The sequence below is a fragment of the Exiguobacterium sp. SH31 genome (genome assembly GCF_001816105.1).
GTDB lineage: Bacteria > Bacillota > Bacilli > Exiguobacteriales > Exiguobacteriaceae > Exiguobacterium > Exiguobacterium aurantiacum_A.
The window spans coordinates 52,691-68,044 of record NZ_LYTG01000032.1; the positions used below are offsets into that span (position 1 = coordinate 52,691).

Consider the following 15,354-nt stretch of genomic DNA (forward strand, 5'->3'; position numbering starts at 1 on the left):
AGAATTGAGAAGTTCAACATGACCTCGAATTGGATGATAGACGTGATCCCTTCGAGGTTTTTTGTATGCGATTAATTAAACTAGTAATGCTCTATAAAAAAAGGGACAAAAATCTAAAAAATGATAAAATGATATTTAGACTATCGTTTTTATCGATAATCACGATGAGATAGAGGAGCATAATGATAGGATGCATTTTAGACGAGACTTCGATTTCCCCTGAGAGCACTGACCACCTCAGGGATTTTTCGCATGTCCCTCAATGAAAATCGAACGAAGCGACCCTTCATTTTACTTGCACGTATCATAAAAAAAATCGAAAGAGAGGGTCAAACGTATGGCAGCGAGTAAGCATAAACGGTCACCATTATCTTTATATCTGACAATTAGCGGGATTTTTTTAGCATGCACCTTTCTCGTTACGATGTTAGATAATCATCAATCGATGAGCATCGGTATACTTCCATTTTTTTCTGGAATGGTTAGTGTCTTCTGGATGACCACCTCGATTCGTCACCATAACGACCCTCCGCGATATTGGATATATATCTTGTGGGCTCTTATCACCCTGACAATCGGAAATTTTGTATGGTTACTGTTAGAAATGCAGTATCTGCATCCCTCGAAACGATTTCTCGCAAATTTATTTTGGATTTTTTCATACCCGTTATTTTTGATGTCGCTCATTGATCGCACGCAAAAAAGTGGTTTTTTACTTACTGACCGTCAATATCGGTTTAACCTCTCAATCTATATGGTCATGGCGATGGCCGTCAGCTCCCATTTCTTGTTGCAGCCATTCCAATCTGCGTTAGACTATCCACTTTATATTCACGCGATTATGTATATTTATCAATTCGTCGATCTTGGTATTTTGTTCTTAGGTATTATTCTCTATTATATGGTCCAAGCAGAAAAAACAGAGAAGACGATCTTATTTTTAGTGGCAGGACTTTTATTACAAGCAACTGCGGATGTCATGATGGTAATCTCGTACCCAGAAATTTCAAATGTCGCTCACGTTTTGTGGACAATCGCTCCACTTCTGATTGGATTAACGGGACTCTTATCCCGCGAATATTTGTCAGGCACCGGGAGCAAAAATAAAATCAACCAGAACGCGGAGTACGAGCTCTATTTGCCTTATGCGAGTGGCATTCTATTAAATGTGCTCGTCATGTATAGTTATGACTGGAAAATCAACGTACTCAGTGTCGCTTTAACAGTCACTTACTTCTTGATTGTCGGAAGACAGTTTTTCATCATTCGAGAAAACAAGCACATCCTTGCGCAAATGGAGCATCTAGCTTTTCATGATAGTCTGACAGGGTTGCGCAATCGTCATAGCCTTATCACCGATTTAAAACGTTATATAAGCCATAAGGATGAACGATTGGCGCTATTGATGATTGATCTAGATCGATTCAAATATATTAACGATTCCCTTGGACACCCCGTAGGCGATAAAGTCTTGATTGCTGTCGCGGAACATATCCGTTTAATCACGGGAGAGAACGAGCGTCTTTATCGACTCGGCGGGGATGAATTTGTAGTCGTGTTGCGTGAAGGGTCTGAAGAAAGTGCCGAGATTTTTGCGAACGCCTTGCTCGACCTCTTTGCAATCGAGATGACGGTCGCTGAGAAAACCATGAGTCTAACCCCGAGTATCGGAATCAGTCTGTTTCCTAAGCACTCAGAAAACGCCGAGGACTTATTGACGAAGGCGGATGTCGCCATGTACGAAGTAAAGGCGAAAGGGAAAAATAATTTTCTGTCATTCGACACCGAAATGATGACAAAAATGCAACGAAAGATGGAGATTGAAAAAGCGTTAAAGATTGCGCTCGAGAAACAGCAATTTCATCTTGTTTATCAACCAAAAATCGATTTGAAAACCAATGAATTGAATGGCGTCGAAGCGCTGTTGCGATGGAACCACCCTGTCCTAGGAATGGTCTCGCCGATGGAGTTTATTCCTGCAGCGGAAGAGACAGGTATGATTATCGATATCGGAGAGTGGGTGATGCAAGAAGCATGCCACCAAGTCAAGGAGTGGCAATCTTTCGGGATTCCACAGTTGAATGTCGCCGTCAATGTCTCGGTCAGGCAATTAGAAGACGAAAATTTCATTGCTATGGTGAAACAAATCATCGGACGTACAAGGATCTTACCGTCTTGTCTTGAACTCGAAATTACGGAATCCATCATGCAGAACACGAAAGTGACGACGACCCTATTGCATCAGTTAAAGGAACTTGGTGTCCGGACTTCGATTGATGATTTCGGTACAGGCTACTCTTCGCTGCATGTTTTACAACATTTGCCGATTGATGCGTTAAAGATCGATCAATCGTTTGTTAAAGGATTGGATGAGTCCGCGTCTTCACCGATGGTTAAAACAATCATCGAACTTGGGTTGAACCTCGATTTGGATATTATCGCTGAAGGGATTGAGACAGACTTCCAACTACAATTCCTTAAACAAAATAGCTGTACGCTCGGTCAAGGCTACTTGCTCTCTAAACCGCTAGATCGAGCTGACTTTGAACGATATTTAAAGTCTTTCTCATTCATCCATTGAGATAATTAAAAATTGCACACAAAACCCTGAATGCTTGCACGTGAACGTGCTCATTCAGAGTTTTGTGCATTCCTAGACCAGCGAGTCATTGAAAATCGGTCCGCCCCGTCACCGGATAGTTCCCCGCTTCCCACGTATGATCTTTCTGTAGCGTCTCGTCCGACACCAAGAAGTAGTCGTACCCGACTTTTCCTGGCCGATTCGGGACCGGATCGTTCCACGTCGTGTCGAGATGATACCAAGCACCGTCCAGCTTGACGAGGTTCCACGCGTGCAACTCCGTCCTGGCCTCGCCTGAGATGTATCTCGCCTCTACTCCAGCCGCTTCTAACAGAAGCAACGTCGTCAGCGCGTACCCTTCACAGACACCTTCCCCGTTGAATAGAATCGAGTACGGGGTAAACGGACTCGCCACGCTATCCAAGTTATAAGCTGTATTCAAGACGACGTAGTCGTTCACATATTTCACTTTCTCATAATCGTTCAAGCCGCTAGGCATCTCCGTAACGACTTGATCGACTTTTGCTTCGATTTGCTTAGCTTCCTCGACGTTCATATCGTAGGCCAATTGCATATCCAAATCGACATACCCGCCGTGATCCCGATACTCTGTCTCGCCTCCGCGTGACAAGCGGAAGACATAAATATGGTTCGCTTCGAGCCAATCCCACGCTTCACCCATCGTCTGCTCGAAGTCACGACTTTTACCGATATAACGGATGCTGAATGATTCATCGAATTGGCTCATATGATAAGCGAGCGCCATGCCGAGTTCTTCCGGTGAGGCGATTTGTTCTGGTAACTCGAACGTGTCCCCTAAAATCGTAGCGGTTTGACTCTTGACTTGTTTCGGACCGAAAAGTTCCGTCATGTCACCTTCCATATACACCATATATCCGCTCACGAAGCTGACCCCGAGCATTGTCATTGTCAACACGCCGCGTCCGGTCACAACGATGGACGACCAAAGTGCCGACCGTCTACTTTTGATAAGACGATTGAGTTCATCGCTGACCATCTGTTCTAGCTACGTCCGTTTCATCTTCAATTTAGGATGAACTTGAAACACGACTTTTCTGTACACCGGATCGAGCAGTTCAAACTGTTTAGCGGGATTATGCTCATACTTTTTCAACTCGATTCGGATGGGACGAAGTTCACGCTTTAATGCCCGATGGACAATTCTCATTTCATGACCTTGACGAAACAAGAGAATCGTAATCCCCCCACTTAATAACACGATCAACGTATACATGATGACATTCACGACGTTCGTTTCTCCTCTCGTTCATGTATGCTACCGAATAGAATATTTTCCCTACTCTTAAACCTCTATAAGTATATAATAACTCTATAAACAATATATGGAAGGTGTTGCCGCATGAATATCAATACATATTTGAAAGAGTACGCCCAAACTGCGCTCGGCGAAGGAACACATATCGCTCCTAACGTACCCGACAAAAAATTGAACGGTGCCATTAAAACTTATGCGCAAGATGCACTTCCAGAACACGTCGTCGTTTTGTACGATTCAACTCTCTTTAAGAGCGGCAAAGAAGGCATGCTGTTTTTAGGGGACCGCTTCTACTTCAAACCGCTTCTTGAAAAGCCAATCTGTGTGCTCTACAAAGATTTGCAACGTGTCGACTTAGAACGAGAAGTAACATATAAAAACGACAAGCGGAAAGAGAAGCTTCATGTCGTCATGCACACCGAGCAATACGACTATAGTATGACCGACAAGCTCGCGACGTATAACGTCGAAGGCGTCGTCGAGTTATTAAACGGCATCGCAGCGCTCAAAGACAAAGAAGACGAACTCGTCAACGTCTCGCAAGTGACCCCCCTCGCCGACTTGCCGGAAACGTATAAGCTTACATATTTAAAAATTTTGGCCAATTTCACCTTCGTCAATGACCAGCAAATCGATGCGAAAGAGTACAGTGAACTCATGTCACTCGTCACTCGGATTCACCTCAGTTCCGAGTATCGATTGCAGCTTCGAAGCTACTTGAGCAACCCGTCGCTTCACACTTCGACGACCGACTTGATTGAAGAATTACGTGCCCTGTCGACGACGATCGATTTCTCCATCGTCGAGAAATCATTGTTCAAAGACTTACTTTATCTGTTCAAATTAAAACGCCCACTCTCAGCATGGTTTGAGAATGCGTTTCTCCAACAACTAAAAGAGGATCTGTCGATTTCAAGAGACGAAATCGAACTTATCTCAAGTGCTATCCAAAGCGATGAGGATATTTTGACGTTCCGGAAAAATGACTCTGAGATTGCCAAGTCGATGAAAGACTTGGCGGCGAAAGCGGCCGCGGTCGGAGTCCCATTGACGGCCATCTATTTATCAGGATCTGTCGTCGGCTTGAGCGCCGCCGGATTGACGTCTGGTTTGGCTTCTCTCGGCATGGGCGGATTGCTTGGATTCTCGAGCATGTTCACCGGAATCGGGGTGTTGGTCGTCATCGGAGTCGGGACATACCAGGGATTGAAGAAAATCACAGGAATTAAAGATATCGAGAATAATAAGCAACGGGAATATATGCTTCAAGCCATCATCCGGAACACTCAGCAGACGCTCAACTATTTGCTCGAAGACATCAATGAGATTTCAAGTCGTCTCGTTGTCGCCATCCAACAGGGGAATGAAAATTCGGAGAAAATCAATCAGTTATCCAATATGCTACAGATGCTCAGCCAAAGTGCTCAATTCAGCGCCGGTAAGCAAACCCATTCGCAGAAAGAACAAATCATGACGCAACTACCGTCAAAACTGAGTACGGTTCGCTTAGATGAGTTGACGTCGAAAGCGACATATCAAAAGATTCGCGATTACATCTATACGTGTTATACGCCTGAACCAATACAATTGGATGACATGACGTTCAGTAACGAAGAGGAGCTCGTCTTGAAAGAGACGCTCACGCTCGAAGAACTAGAACAATTGCATGAGTCATTCCAAGCGATCGGTTACTTCGAGATGACAGGCGGCGGTCTCGCTGAAGTGACGGGTGGAGCGAAGCGTCTCGTCAAGAACGTCTTCGGTGACAGATGAACCGGTCCGAACAAGACATGGTAGACAAGGCGAAAGCGCTACTCGTCCAACAGCATCAAGCCGCCCAGGCCGAGCAACGCTTAGGTGAAGTAAACAAGCATCTATCACAACTTGAAAATACACAGGATGCACAGGCTGCTGTCCTCGATGATTTGTTTGAAGATATGATGCGGCTCATGAACGAGCAGTCTCTTTCAGCGGAGGCAACAACGCTTGCCCCGCTAGCCGTCCCGATGTTTGACGAACTCGAGCCGATTCAAGTCTCGGACGTCTCTTGGGATATCTATTTGGCCGAACTGGATACGTATGCGACGCGACATGACGTGTCTGGGCTCGACGACCCGTTCGCCCATTTGTTGACGGCACGACAGCGTCACGATTTGGCAACAACGTTCAAAGAGGAGTTCTTGCTGAAGGAAGCGGAATGTGACCGCTACGACTACATGATTGCGTCCTTCAGCGGTCTTGTCGCGGGGGTGATTGACAGTTTCTTTGTCGGTTCACCAACGGACAGCAAATTTCGCAGTTGGTCAGATGAGAAAGTCGACAACGTCGTCATCAAGTTCGCAAACCTCGTCTGGAAACAGGATAAAAAAAACGGGGCCCGTCTCCGCAAACAACCGGATTCGATTGCGAGCGCCATCGGTTTTTTAGAGCGTCGGTTTAAAGTGAACTACGACGCGCGCTATGCGAGTGATTTAAAGATGGGCGCAACAACGCTCAATATGCGCCCGTCGGACCACCACTTGAAATCACTTGCCCACGCGCCGGATATCATCGGTTTGTTCTTCTCGATTTTAGATCAATTCACGGGTAAGGCCAGTTTCATCTCGGACGGCCGACTGCTTCGGCTCGAGCCAAAAGAAGACGGGACGCAGGTGCTTCAAGGTGGAAACGTGTTGGCTAAACTGTTCGCCGGGTTCGCTAACTGGATTGGTCATCTTTTATCAGACGTTTCAGGATCGAGTGGTGTCCGGGGGCATGACGATGGTCGTCGTGGCGCTGGCATCCCGCTCCCATTTTTCGAACTGTTCCAATTCGCCGACTTCGGACAGGTTTCCCATAAAGGCAAGACACTCTCGTTTGCCGACTTCTCGACTAAAGTGTTCGAGAGCGGGTATGATGCGCGTCACGGTGTCGCGATGGCGGTTCCGGTCGTCTTCAACGAACTCGTCATCCGCCTGCTTTGGGGTTTGAAGAGTCTGTTTTATCACAAAAACGGATGGTTGGAGTCAATCCCTGTCGGCAACAAACCGACACTCCGGAAGATGCTGCTCGTCGGTCACGGTGCTCTATGCCTGACCGACGGGATGGATGCCTACATCCGAAGTGGCAACGTCCCGATTTTATTTGCGACACGCTTGAACTACGTCGCCTGGAGTCGCTTTGCCTTCGCCTCAATGCAAGAGCTGAAGCATGTGCTCGGGAAAGACGTGTACGACTGGAAAGCCGTTGACGCTCATTTAGAGCAAGAATGGAAGAAACTCAGCGGCGAATACTGATCATAAAAGAGCTCTTATTCCCTACTTACTCGTACCATCTTACAACTAGAAAATTCGACCGCTGTCTCCGACTGGACGAACGTAATCATTGTGAAAGAAGCCATGACGTCGCTCGTCGATGCTCTTGCGTTTCGTTCATTTAGTGCGACGGTGACCGAAGTGTTGAATGAGCTATATACTGTAAAAGCGCAACGCAAAAGACCATCTAACTTGTCATACACAAGTTTGATGGTCTTTTTTCACTCCACCCCAAACCGATACACCGTCCTCGAATGATACAGCTCACCCGGTTTCAGTTCGATCGATGTGGCGATGTCTGGATAGTGCGGCGCGTCCGGAAGCGCTTGGGCTTCTAAACAGATGGCGCTATGCTTCTGCCGTCCCTCGAGCGTGACGGGTGTCTCTTCACTGAGGAAATTGGCCGTATACACGACCATGACCGGTTGGTTCGTCTCGACGTCGAGCACGCGTCCGCTCACCGGGTCATGCAACCGCGCCACCCCATCCTTCAAGATGAACGGATGATCGAGCCCGCCCGCTTTCGCGATGGCTTCGTCGTCTGACGTAATCGCCTCGCCGACTCGTTTCCCGTCGCGGAAGTCGAACGGTGTCGCATCGACAGGCTGCAGTTCCCCGGTCGGGAGCGACTCGTCATCGAGCCGCGCGACGTGGTCGGCCGGTAACGTCAGCAGATGATCGTGGATCGTCGGCTGGCCACCGAGATTGAAATAGTTGTGATGGTTCAAGTTGACCCACGTCAGTTCATCCGTCGCGGCCGTCATCGTGACGACGAGTTCATTGTCGTCCGTCAGTTCATAGATGACTTTGAAGCGGACGTTCCCCGGGTAGCCTTCTTCCCCGTCCGGACTTAAGTATATGAATTGAATCGCCTGTCCGTCGACGTCCATGTCCCAATACCGCGACGTGATACCGTCCGTCCCGCCGTGGATATGATGCGGGGCCTCGCTTGGGGTCAAGGCCACACCATTAATCTCGGCGTTACGGATTCTTCCGGCGATACGGCCGACGACCGAGCCCAAATAGACCGGGTTCTCGAGGTATTGATCCAAGTCGCCATATTTCAAAATGACAGAGTCCATGTTACCGTCACGGTCCGGTGCCGTCAGCTCGGTCATGGCACAGCCATACTCGATCGCCGACAGCAGCATACCGTTCTTGTTTTCAATCGTTGCTTCTCTCATTGGCTCACCTACTTCGACTAGTTTACCTGTTCATTCCCGTAGTCGACGCGCCGTACTCCACTTACTTTCGTTCTGTCACGACGACGCTGTCAAAGAAATCGCGAACGTGATAGTCCTGCGGATACGCCGACAGCTCTTTCGCGTACGCAAAATCCCCGAACAGCTTGTTCATCGTGACGTTTCGGTCGACGAGTTTTCCGATGACGCCGTTGAATAGACCTAAGCGCCGGACGTGGTTGCCGTGGACGGCCCCGATCATCGAGACGAGGTCGGACGTACACACGTAGTCCGCGTTCTGGGGATGGAACGTCCCGCCGTCTCCGTTCAAGACGATGAGCGCTAACAATTCGGACAAGTTGTCGATATGGATCATGCTGCGCTTGTTCTGATAGCTTGGGAAGAACGGGATCTTCCGTGCGAGCCCGGCGAGTTTGACATAATTGCCTTTCGAGCCCTTCCCATAAATCATCGGCGACCGGACGTTCGCGACCATGAACGTCTCGTCTGACAACTCCGCGAGCTTGTTCTCGGCTTGGAGCTTGCTGTCGCCGTAAAAGTTGGTCGGGTTCGGCACGGTGTCGCGCGTGATTATTTTCGCGTTCGTTGCGTCCCCGTAGACGATCATACTGCTGAGGAAGATGAACTGCTTGACGCTAGACCGCTTCGCTTTGGCTGCGACTTCCGCGGTCAGCTCCGTGTTCACCTTGTAGTAGAGGTCTTCCATACTTTTATCCGTCGACACATGGGCAATCCCGGCCACGTGCAAGATTGCATCGTAACCTTCAAACGAACGTTGTCTCCATGCACCGTCACGCATCCCGACCGTATCGACGTGGATCCGTTCTGAATACCGGTCTTCCACCCATTGTTTGAACGCTTTTCCGACGTAACTGTCGGCTCCTGTGATTAATACTTTTATCACGTGTTATCCCCCTTAATTGCAAATGTGATAATTACCCCTCAAACTAAACCAATTCGAGTAGCCGCGGCGGCTCTCTATCACTTCCACTTCCCCAACCAATTTTTCTTCGGCATGTTCAAATCATCCACTAAAATCACTTCATCCTTCAACACCGATTCGCTGTTATGAAGGATTTTTCCGGTCCACTTTACGCCTAGTTCTTTATTCAACACCGCTACCGCTTCTTCCCAAAAGAAAGCTCTCGATGAACTGTTATGGGCATCCGAGGCAATCAATTGGCTTAACTGATGACGTAAAAAAACGAGTGCCATCTCTTGTGTGTGTCGCCCAAAGTGACCGGCCACACTCGCCGTCGTCACTTGTGACAACGAACCAGCCGATGCGAAACGATATAACCGTTCTGGCTCGATGAGTAACTGTTGATTCCGTTCAGGATGGGCAATGACGGGGACATAGCCCGCAATCTGCAACCCAAAGAATAAAGATTCTGTGTATGAAGGGACGGTTTGATGAGGAAATTCGATTAACACATAGCGCGAGTTCCCAAGTGTCCTGACATTCCCTTGATCAAGTTCATCCAACACGTCTCCACTGATCCTGACCTCGTTTCCGCTATGTAAGCGAAGCACGATTTTCTCCGCATCAAGCGTACGTTGCAACTCGTTCATTTCATGCTCGACATTGATCGTCTCTGTATCAAACTGCGGATGAAACAGATGTGGTGTAACGACAAGATCCGTGACACCCGATGTATTCGCCCGTCTTGCCATTTCAAGCGCCTCCTCCATCGTAGCAGGTCCGTCATCTACGTTCGGCAAGATATGGCAATGTATATCGACTATCTCCATTTCGTTCCCTCCTTTGCCATAACATTTATTTATTCGTTTTCCTCCATCCATATTCCTATTAGCTGGCAAATTTCAGTTGCTGTATAGTTATGAACAATCTTAACGAAATTATGATCGCATGTTCTCTCTTATTGTTGATTCGTCGGTGGTATAGGTATAGAAGTCCTGCTTTTATTAAAAGGAAGGAGTTATCCCTATGAGTGCTGCTTTCACAATTTTAGTTACCGGCGGCGCCGGATATATCGGCTCCCATACATGTGTTCAATTACTTGACGATGGATATTCTGTCGTCGTAATTGACAACCTGTCAAACTCTAGCAAAGAGTCCATTAAACGGGTTGAACAGCTTTCCGGGAAATCCCTTCAATTTTATGAAGGCGATATCTTAGACGAACTATTTCTCGAGCGAATTTTCAACGATCACGCGATTGATGCCGTCATCCACTTTGCCGGCTTGAAAGCAGTTGGAGAATCCGTTGAACTCCCGCTCGCTTATTATGAAAACAATGTTGCCGGGACAGTCACGTTGATGCGAGTCATGCATCGACACGACGTTAAACGAATGGTCTTCAGTTCTTCCGCTACCGTTTATGGTACACCCGACCGTGTCCCGATTATTGAAACGGCCGCGCTCCGCGTGACAAACCCGTACGGACGAACCAAACTGATGATTGAGGACATTATGCGTGATGCGGCAGCCGCCGACCCGCTTTGGAGTATCGCCCTTTTGCGTTATTTCAATCCAATCGGGGCCCATCCGTCCGGTCAAATCGGTGAGGACCCGAATGATACGCCGAACAATATTATGCCCTACATCACCCAGGTCGCGATTGGACGCTTGCCGCAACTGAGTATATTCGGGGACGATTATCCGACAGAAGACGGTACCGGGGTGCGTGACTATATCCATGTAATGGATTTGGCAAACGGACATTTAAAGGCACTTGCTTACACCTTCTTGCACACCGGTGCCGAACCTTTCAATCTCGGGACTGGCTCTGGCTACAGCGTCTTACAACTTTTGAAAGCCTTTGAAACGGCGACGACACAGTCGGTTCCTTATCAAGTCGTCGCGCGACGGCACGGGGACATCGCAACTTGTTATGCCGACGCTTCTAAAGCGGAACGGCAATTGGGATGGAAGGCTCAACTGAGCATTGAGGATATGTGCCGCGACGCATGGATGTGGCAGTCTAAAAACCCTGTCGGTTATCGACAGCAAACTGGTCCTTCATGACGACGAACACCCCCCGCCTCGTTTGAGACGGGGGAATTTCATGTCCGGATCCATACGTAGTCATATGGGGCCAAGTCGATTGTTTCAATCGGTTCGCCTGTGAATAAACTTTCTCCACGAACAGGCAATCGGACTGTTTCCTCACTGACGTTCGTATACAGTTGAACGGTCTCATTGCCTGCCTTTCGTTCTACCGCGAATAGTCGGGAATCCTGTTTCAGAATCCGTTGTTCCGCGTACGGAGAAAAAGCAGGGTGCGTTCGTTTGACGTTCAGCTGACTGATAATACCGGAGAACACTTGCAGACGATACGGGTCGGTCTTCAATTCTTGGACGAGCGTGTCACGGTCGGTCGGAGTGCTTACCCCAAGCAACGTACGGTAATCAACGGACGGTATCCCTTGGAGCGAGAACAAGATACTATGGGCCGCGAGTAGCATCTCGACACCCGGATCAATCAAGTTTTTCTCGAACGGGTCCCGCTCCGCCATCGACAAGAAATTGAAGTAAGTTTTCTCAGCCGGCGGCGCCTCGATGGAGCGTGCCCAGTCCGAGAGCCGGGTAGCATTCCCTTGGGCAAAGGCTAGAATCGTATGGGAAGACAAGTCGAAGTGACATATTGCATCGACGACTTCAAAATAAACATGTGCTGAACAATTTACCGCCTCACAAGCAAGAATGAGTTGTCCGTTCGGTTTATAATGGTGGAGTATCGTATGCCATAGCGCGAGGACGTTTTTGATACTGTCTTCCGGCATCCCTCTAAACGACTGGATGTGGACGCGGATTTTCATAGCGCCCTGCGCGAGCCGCTCAATAAATGCATCCGTCTCTTTCAGCATATCGAACTGTTTCTCATTGTAGACGTCAAGATCCATCTCGAACATGAGCTCAAACTCGTTACTGAAGCGTCCGAGATCTTCATATAATCTGACGCGAGGACTCAAAGGCGTATCGCTTGGATGAGTCGAGTATGGAAAGAGTGATACAAGATACAGATCACTAACCGACGCCTGGACATGGTCTGTCAACAGTTCATGGAGCGCATCAAGGTCAGGCTTCCGATTCACTGTCACGGCGTTCGCATCAGCCATGAGCACGCTCGTCTTTTCGTCTACAGCATCATGATCGTGCCAAATATGACCTTCCCACTTTTCTAACGTGCGACGCCACTCTTCTGTCGTATGGTCATCTTCTAGTCGTTGTACAATCGGTTCTAACTTGTCCCAAATCATAATCATCCCTCCTAGGTCTGTTCTTATCACTCCCACCTTTCGGCTAATTTAAAACGCTAAAAAGGCCGTCTTTACGGACGGCCTTACTCCATTAGTCGCTTCAACTCGTTTTGCACGTCAGCAAGGGATGCCGCATCTGGATTCCAGTAGTAGATGCCGTCTGATTCAATACCCCCTGCCCCTTCGATGCGGAGCGTGCTCGCATTGCGGAACGAATTCATATAATCGGTTGACAGCGTCACGAGCTCGTTAAACTCTATATTCGTTTTCGCATGATTACCGGCAACGTCTAAGAGGCGAGTCACGGTGTCGACTGAGAAGTCAGAGCGCCCCTTCTCAACGATGGCGGTTAAGACGGCACGCTGGCGCTCTTGACGGCCAAAGTCACCGTTCGGATCCTCATAACGCATCCGGGTGTAGGACAACGCCGATTCTCCGTCCAACTCGACCTCTCCGACCGGGAAACGATAACCGTCCGTTGAAAAGGCGAAGTTGTTCGTCACTGTAATTCCACCGAGCGTATCGACGATTTCAGTGAATGCATCCATATCTGTCTCAACAACATAGTCGATCGGGATAGCTAGTAGCGCCTCGACCGAATCCATCGCCATCTCCGCTCCACCGAACGCGTAAGCATGATTGATTTTGTCTCGAACACCGCGACCGACAATCTCAGTCAATGTGTCCCGCGGGATGCTGAGCATCGCCCCTTCGTTCGTCTCCGGATTCAAGGTCATGACAATCATCGAGTCACTCCGCCCCTGTTCGCTCCCTTGGCGATCGATGCCAAGAAGCAAGACTGAAACCGAACGCTTTTCTTCAATCGTTTCCACTTGTTTGCGCTTCTCACTGATTTGAAGGTTATCGTTTACTCTCGTCACGGTTTCATTGACATTGCGATACATAGACCAGACGATGCCCCCTCCGACGATGAATGCAACCGTCATGACGCCGAGAATAATCGCCAACAGCTTTTTCCATGATGATTTTTTTCGATGTTTTGCCATCAGTCTTCACCCGCTTTCACGTATTGTTTAAATACGGAGTTAGTATGAAGAATTCCCTTCCTCTCTATTGAAATACGGCGCTTTCCGAAAAAATACTAGTATTTTCTTTTCAGTTTTTAAGGGAAGTGGGTCTTTTCGGCTCGTCGTTTCCAGTCAGATGGCCAAGCCGCGTTGATTTCTGCACCAAGCAACATCGTCGCCGCCGTCAAATAGAGCCAAATTTGAAGTAAGATGACGACACCAATCGTCCCGTACGTGTCGCCAAACATTGAAAACTGATCAACGTACACACTGTAACCAGTCGAAATCACTTGCCAAGAAATGACGGCAAAGATCGCTCCCGGGAGTGTCTCAGTAAAGCGTACACGTTGCTGCGGTGCGACCATATAAAATGCGGAGAATGCCACGATGAGAATGACTGTCGAAATCGTGTACCGAACCAGTGTCGCCAATCGATTGAAGTCCTCTAACCGCGGCAACAAGGAATACATCAGTTCAATGAACTCGCGACCAAAAATATGAAACACAATCAAGATGATTGCCCCAACACTCCAAGCGAGCAGCGTCAGTAAGCCGATCAAACGACGGCGGATATAGCCTCGCCCTTCTGTCTCCCCGTAGGCAAAGACAGTCAATTTTACGAGGCGAGCCGTTCCGTTCGTGGCAGACCAGACAGCAATCACGGCACCAAAGGAAAGAAGACCTGCATTGACGCTTCCGCTCACATCGTAGACGACGGCAAACAGTTCTCGTACGCTCGAACCTGGAACCAATGTTTCAATTTGTTCAATTAGTAGCGCCTCATCGATTTGAAGCCACGCCATGAGTGCGAATAATAAAAAAAACGTTGGAAAGATGGCAAGAAACCAAAAGAAGGCCAATGTGGCGCTGTAGTCATTAATATTATGGTCGCGAAAGCGTCGCCGTATCTCTTTCATAAGGTTTATCCATTTCGAAATATTCATTTTATCAATATCCTTCCTAGCCGAGATCAAGAAGTTGATAACGAAGCGTGTCCATTCAACTCATGTCCCTTTCCCTATTTCTTATCGGTTTCCCTGCAACTCGTGTTCACTCCTTTTAGCCCCTGCGCATTTTGGGTACTGAAGTAAAGTACACATCTCACGAACGGGGGGAACGAATATGGAACTAGGAATGATTGGACTTGGCAAGATGGGACTCAACCTAGCGCTCAATTTGACGGACGGGGGCCACCGCGTGCTCGGTTACGACCCGGGTAACGTGTCGACGAGCCAGTTCGAGACGCTCGATTCGCTCGAAGCAGTCGTTAACGAATTGAAGGGTCCGCGTGTCGTCTGGGTGATGGTGCCGGCCGGTGAGGTGACCGAGCGTGTGCTGAACGATTTGCATGCGCTGTTGTCTCCAGGGGATATCGTCATCGACGGCGGCAACTCGAACTACAAGGAGTCGATGCGACGGGCCGAGCATTTCAACGACAAACTGATCTACTTCTTCGACGTCGGGACGAGTGGCGGCATGGAAGGCGCGCGCAACGGCGCCTGTACGATGATCGGCGGCGATATCGAGGCGTTCGGCAAGATCGAGGAGTTGTTCCAAGACGTGTCGACGGACAACGGCTACTTGTACGCCGGTCCGAGTGGTAGCGGTCATTTCCTCAAGATGATCCACAACGGCATCGAGTACGGCATGATGCAGGCGATCGCCGAAGGGTTCGAGATCCTCGAGAAGAGCCCATTCGATTACGACCACGAACAAGTCGCCCGTGTCT

Annotated in this window: 13 protein-coding genes; 5 read left to right on the forward strand and 8 right to left on the reverse strand. The window is 48.6% G+C overall.

Annotated features, from left to right (window positions below):
- The first annotated feature begins 337 nt into the window (after window positions 1–337).
- Window positions 338–2,581 (forward strand): putative bifunctional diguanylate cyclase/phosphodiesterase, encoded by a 2,244-nt coding sequence (locus tag A6395_RS05560; RefSeq protein WP_071398240.1) that lies wholly within the window; start codon window positions 338–340, stop codon window positions 2,579–2,581.
- 85 nt (window positions 2,582–2,666) lie between these two features.
- On the opposite strand, the gene A6395_RS05565 is transcribed toward A6395_RS05560, so the two are convergent.
- Both A6395_RS05565 and A6395_RS05570 read right to left on the reverse strand, forming a co-directional pair.
- Complete coding sequence (locus A6395_RS05565; protein WP_071398241.1) at window positions 2,667–3,599, reverse strand: transglutaminase domain-containing protein; 933 nt, start codon at window positions 3,597–3,599, stop codon at window positions 2,667–2,669.
- Between the two features lie 9 nt (window positions 3,600–3,608).
- Entirely contained in the window at window positions 3,609–3,848 is a 240-nt protein-coding gene (locus A6395_RS05570; protein ID WP_071398242.1) for a hypothetical protein, read from the reverse strand.
- Between the two features lie 114 nt (window positions 3,849–3,962).
- Here A6395_RS05570 and A6395_RS05575 point away from each other — a divergent pair, with 114 nt between their 5' ends.
- Together A6395_RS05575 and A6395_RS05580 are read left to right on the forward strand one after the other, a co-directional pair.
- A complete protein-coding gene (locus A6395_RS05575; RefSeq protein WP_071398243.1) occupies window positions 3,963–5,651 on the forward strand; it encodes a hypothetical protein in 1,689 nt (562 codons plus the stop codon).
- Window positions 5,648–7,153, forward strand: a complete 1,506-nt coding sequence (locus tag A6395_RS05580) for a hypothetical protein (protein ID WP_071398244.1) — start codon at window positions 5,648–5,650, stop codon at window positions 7,151–7,153. Before A6395_RS05575 ends, A6395_RS05580 begins: the two co-directional genes overlap by 4 nt.
- Window positions 7,154–7,392: 239 nt before the next feature.
- Here the strand turns inward: A6395_RS05580 and A6395_RS05585 are convergent, their stop codons facing one another.
- From A6395_RS05585 to A6395_RS05595, 3 genes are all read right to left on the reverse strand, one after another.
- Window positions 7,393–8,355 carry an aldose epimerase family protein gene (locus A6395_RS05585; RefSeq protein ID WP_071398245.1) on the reverse strand — a complete coding sequence of 321 codons (963 nt, stop codon included), beginning with the start codon at window positions 8,353–8,355 and terminating at the stop codon, window positions 7,393–7,395.
- 61 nt (window positions 8,356–8,416) lie between these two features.
- Complete coding sequence (locus tag A6395_RS05590; RefSeq protein ID WP_071398246.1) at window positions 8,417–9,277, reverse strand: NAD-dependent epimerase/dehydratase family protein; 861 nt, start codon at window positions 9,275–9,277, stop codon at window positions 8,417–8,419.
- Between the two features lie 77 nt (window positions 9,278–9,354).
- The gene (locus A6395_RS05595) at window positions 9,355–10,125 is read right to left on the reverse strand and encodes a tyrosine-protein phosphatase (protein WP_252100516.1); all 771 of its coding nucleotides are present in this window, start codon (window positions 10,123–10,125) and stop codon (window positions 9,355–9,357) included.
- A gap of 196 nt (window positions 10,126–10,321) precedes the next feature.
- Between A6395_RS05595 and galE the strand changes: the two genes are divergently transcribed.
- Window positions 10,322–11,362: a UDP-glucose 4-epimerase GalE gene (gene galE, locus A6395_RS05600; RefSeq protein ID WP_071398247.1), complete on the forward strand. Its 1,041-nt coding sequence runs from the start codon at window positions 10,322–10,324 to the stop codon at window positions 11,360–11,362.
- A gap of 38 nt (window positions 11,363–11,400) precedes the next feature.
- Here the strand turns inward: galE and A6395_RS05605 are convergent, their stop codons facing one another.
- The 3 genes from A6395_RS05605 to A6395_RS05615 all read right to left on the reverse strand — a co-directional run bounded on the left by A6395_RS05605 (window position 11,401) and on the right by A6395_RS05615 (window position 14,542).
- A complete protein-coding gene (locus A6395_RS05605) occupies window positions 11,401–12,597 on the reverse strand; it encodes an alpha-amylase family glycosyl hydrolase (protein ID WP_071398248.1) in 1,197 nt (398 codons plus the stop codon).
- 83 nt (window positions 12,598–12,680) lie between these two features.
- A complete protein-coding gene (locus A6395_RS05610; RefSeq protein ID WP_071398249.1) occupies window positions 12,681–13,604 on the reverse strand; it encodes an LCP family glycopolymer transferase in 924 nt (307 codons plus the stop codon).
- 116 nt (window positions 13,605–13,720) lie between these two features.
- Window positions 13,721–14,542 carry a YihY/virulence factor BrkB family protein gene (locus A6395_RS05615; RefSeq protein ID WP_233589644.1) on the reverse strand — a complete coding sequence of 274 codons (822 nt, stop codon included), beginning with the start codon at window positions 14,540–14,542 and terminating at the stop codon, window positions 13,721–13,723.
- Between the two features lie 205 nt (window positions 14,543–14,747).
- On the opposite strand from A6395_RS05615, the gene A6395_RS05620 reads away from it, so the two are divergent.
- The coding region (locus A6395_RS05620) for an NADP-dependent phosphogluconate dehydrogenase (protein ID WP_071398251.1) at window positions 14,748–15,354 on the forward strand (607 nt) is incomplete at its 3' end.

Bases quoted from the DNA above. Each gene is read 5' to 3' on its own strand.
- A6395_RS05560 (WP_071398240.1), top strand. From the start codon at position 338: ATGGCAGCGAGTAAGCATAAACGGTCACCATTATCTTTATATCTGACA.
- A6395_RS05565 (WP_071398241.1), bottom strand. From the start codon at position 3,599: ATGGTCAGCGATGAACTCAATCGTCTTATCAAAAGTAGACGGTCGGCA.
- A6395_RS05575 (WP_071398243.1), top strand. From the start codon at position 3,963: ATGAATATCAATACATATTTGAAAGAGTACGCCCAAACTGCGCTCGGC.
- A6395_RS05580 (WP_071398244.1), top strand. From the start codon at position 5,648: ATGAACCGGTCCGAACAAGACATGGTAGACAAGGCGAAAGCGCTACTC.
- A6395_RS05585 (WP_071398245.1), bottom strand. From the start codon at position 8,355: ATGAGAGAAGCAACGATTGAAAACAAGAACGGTATGCTGCTGTCGGCG.
- A6395_RS05595 (WP_252100516.1), bottom strand. From the start codon at position 10,125: ATGGAGATAGTCGATATACATTGCCATATCTTGCCGAACGTAGATGAC.
- galE (WP_071398247.1), top strand. From the start codon at position 10,322: ATGAGTGCTGCTTTCACAATTTTAGTTACCGGCGGCGCCGGATATATC.
- A6395_RS05605 (WP_071398248.1), bottom strand. From the start codon at position 12,597: ATGATTTGGGACAAGTTAGAACCGATTGTACAACGACTAGAAGATGAC.
- A6395_RS05610 (WP_071398249.1), bottom strand. From the start codon at position 13,604: ATGGCAAAACATCGAAAAAAATCATCATGGAAAAAGCTGTTGGCGATT.
- A6395_RS05615 (WP_233589644.1), bottom strand. From the start codon at position 14,542: ATGAAAGAGATACGGCGACGCTTTCGCGACCATAATATTAATGACTAC.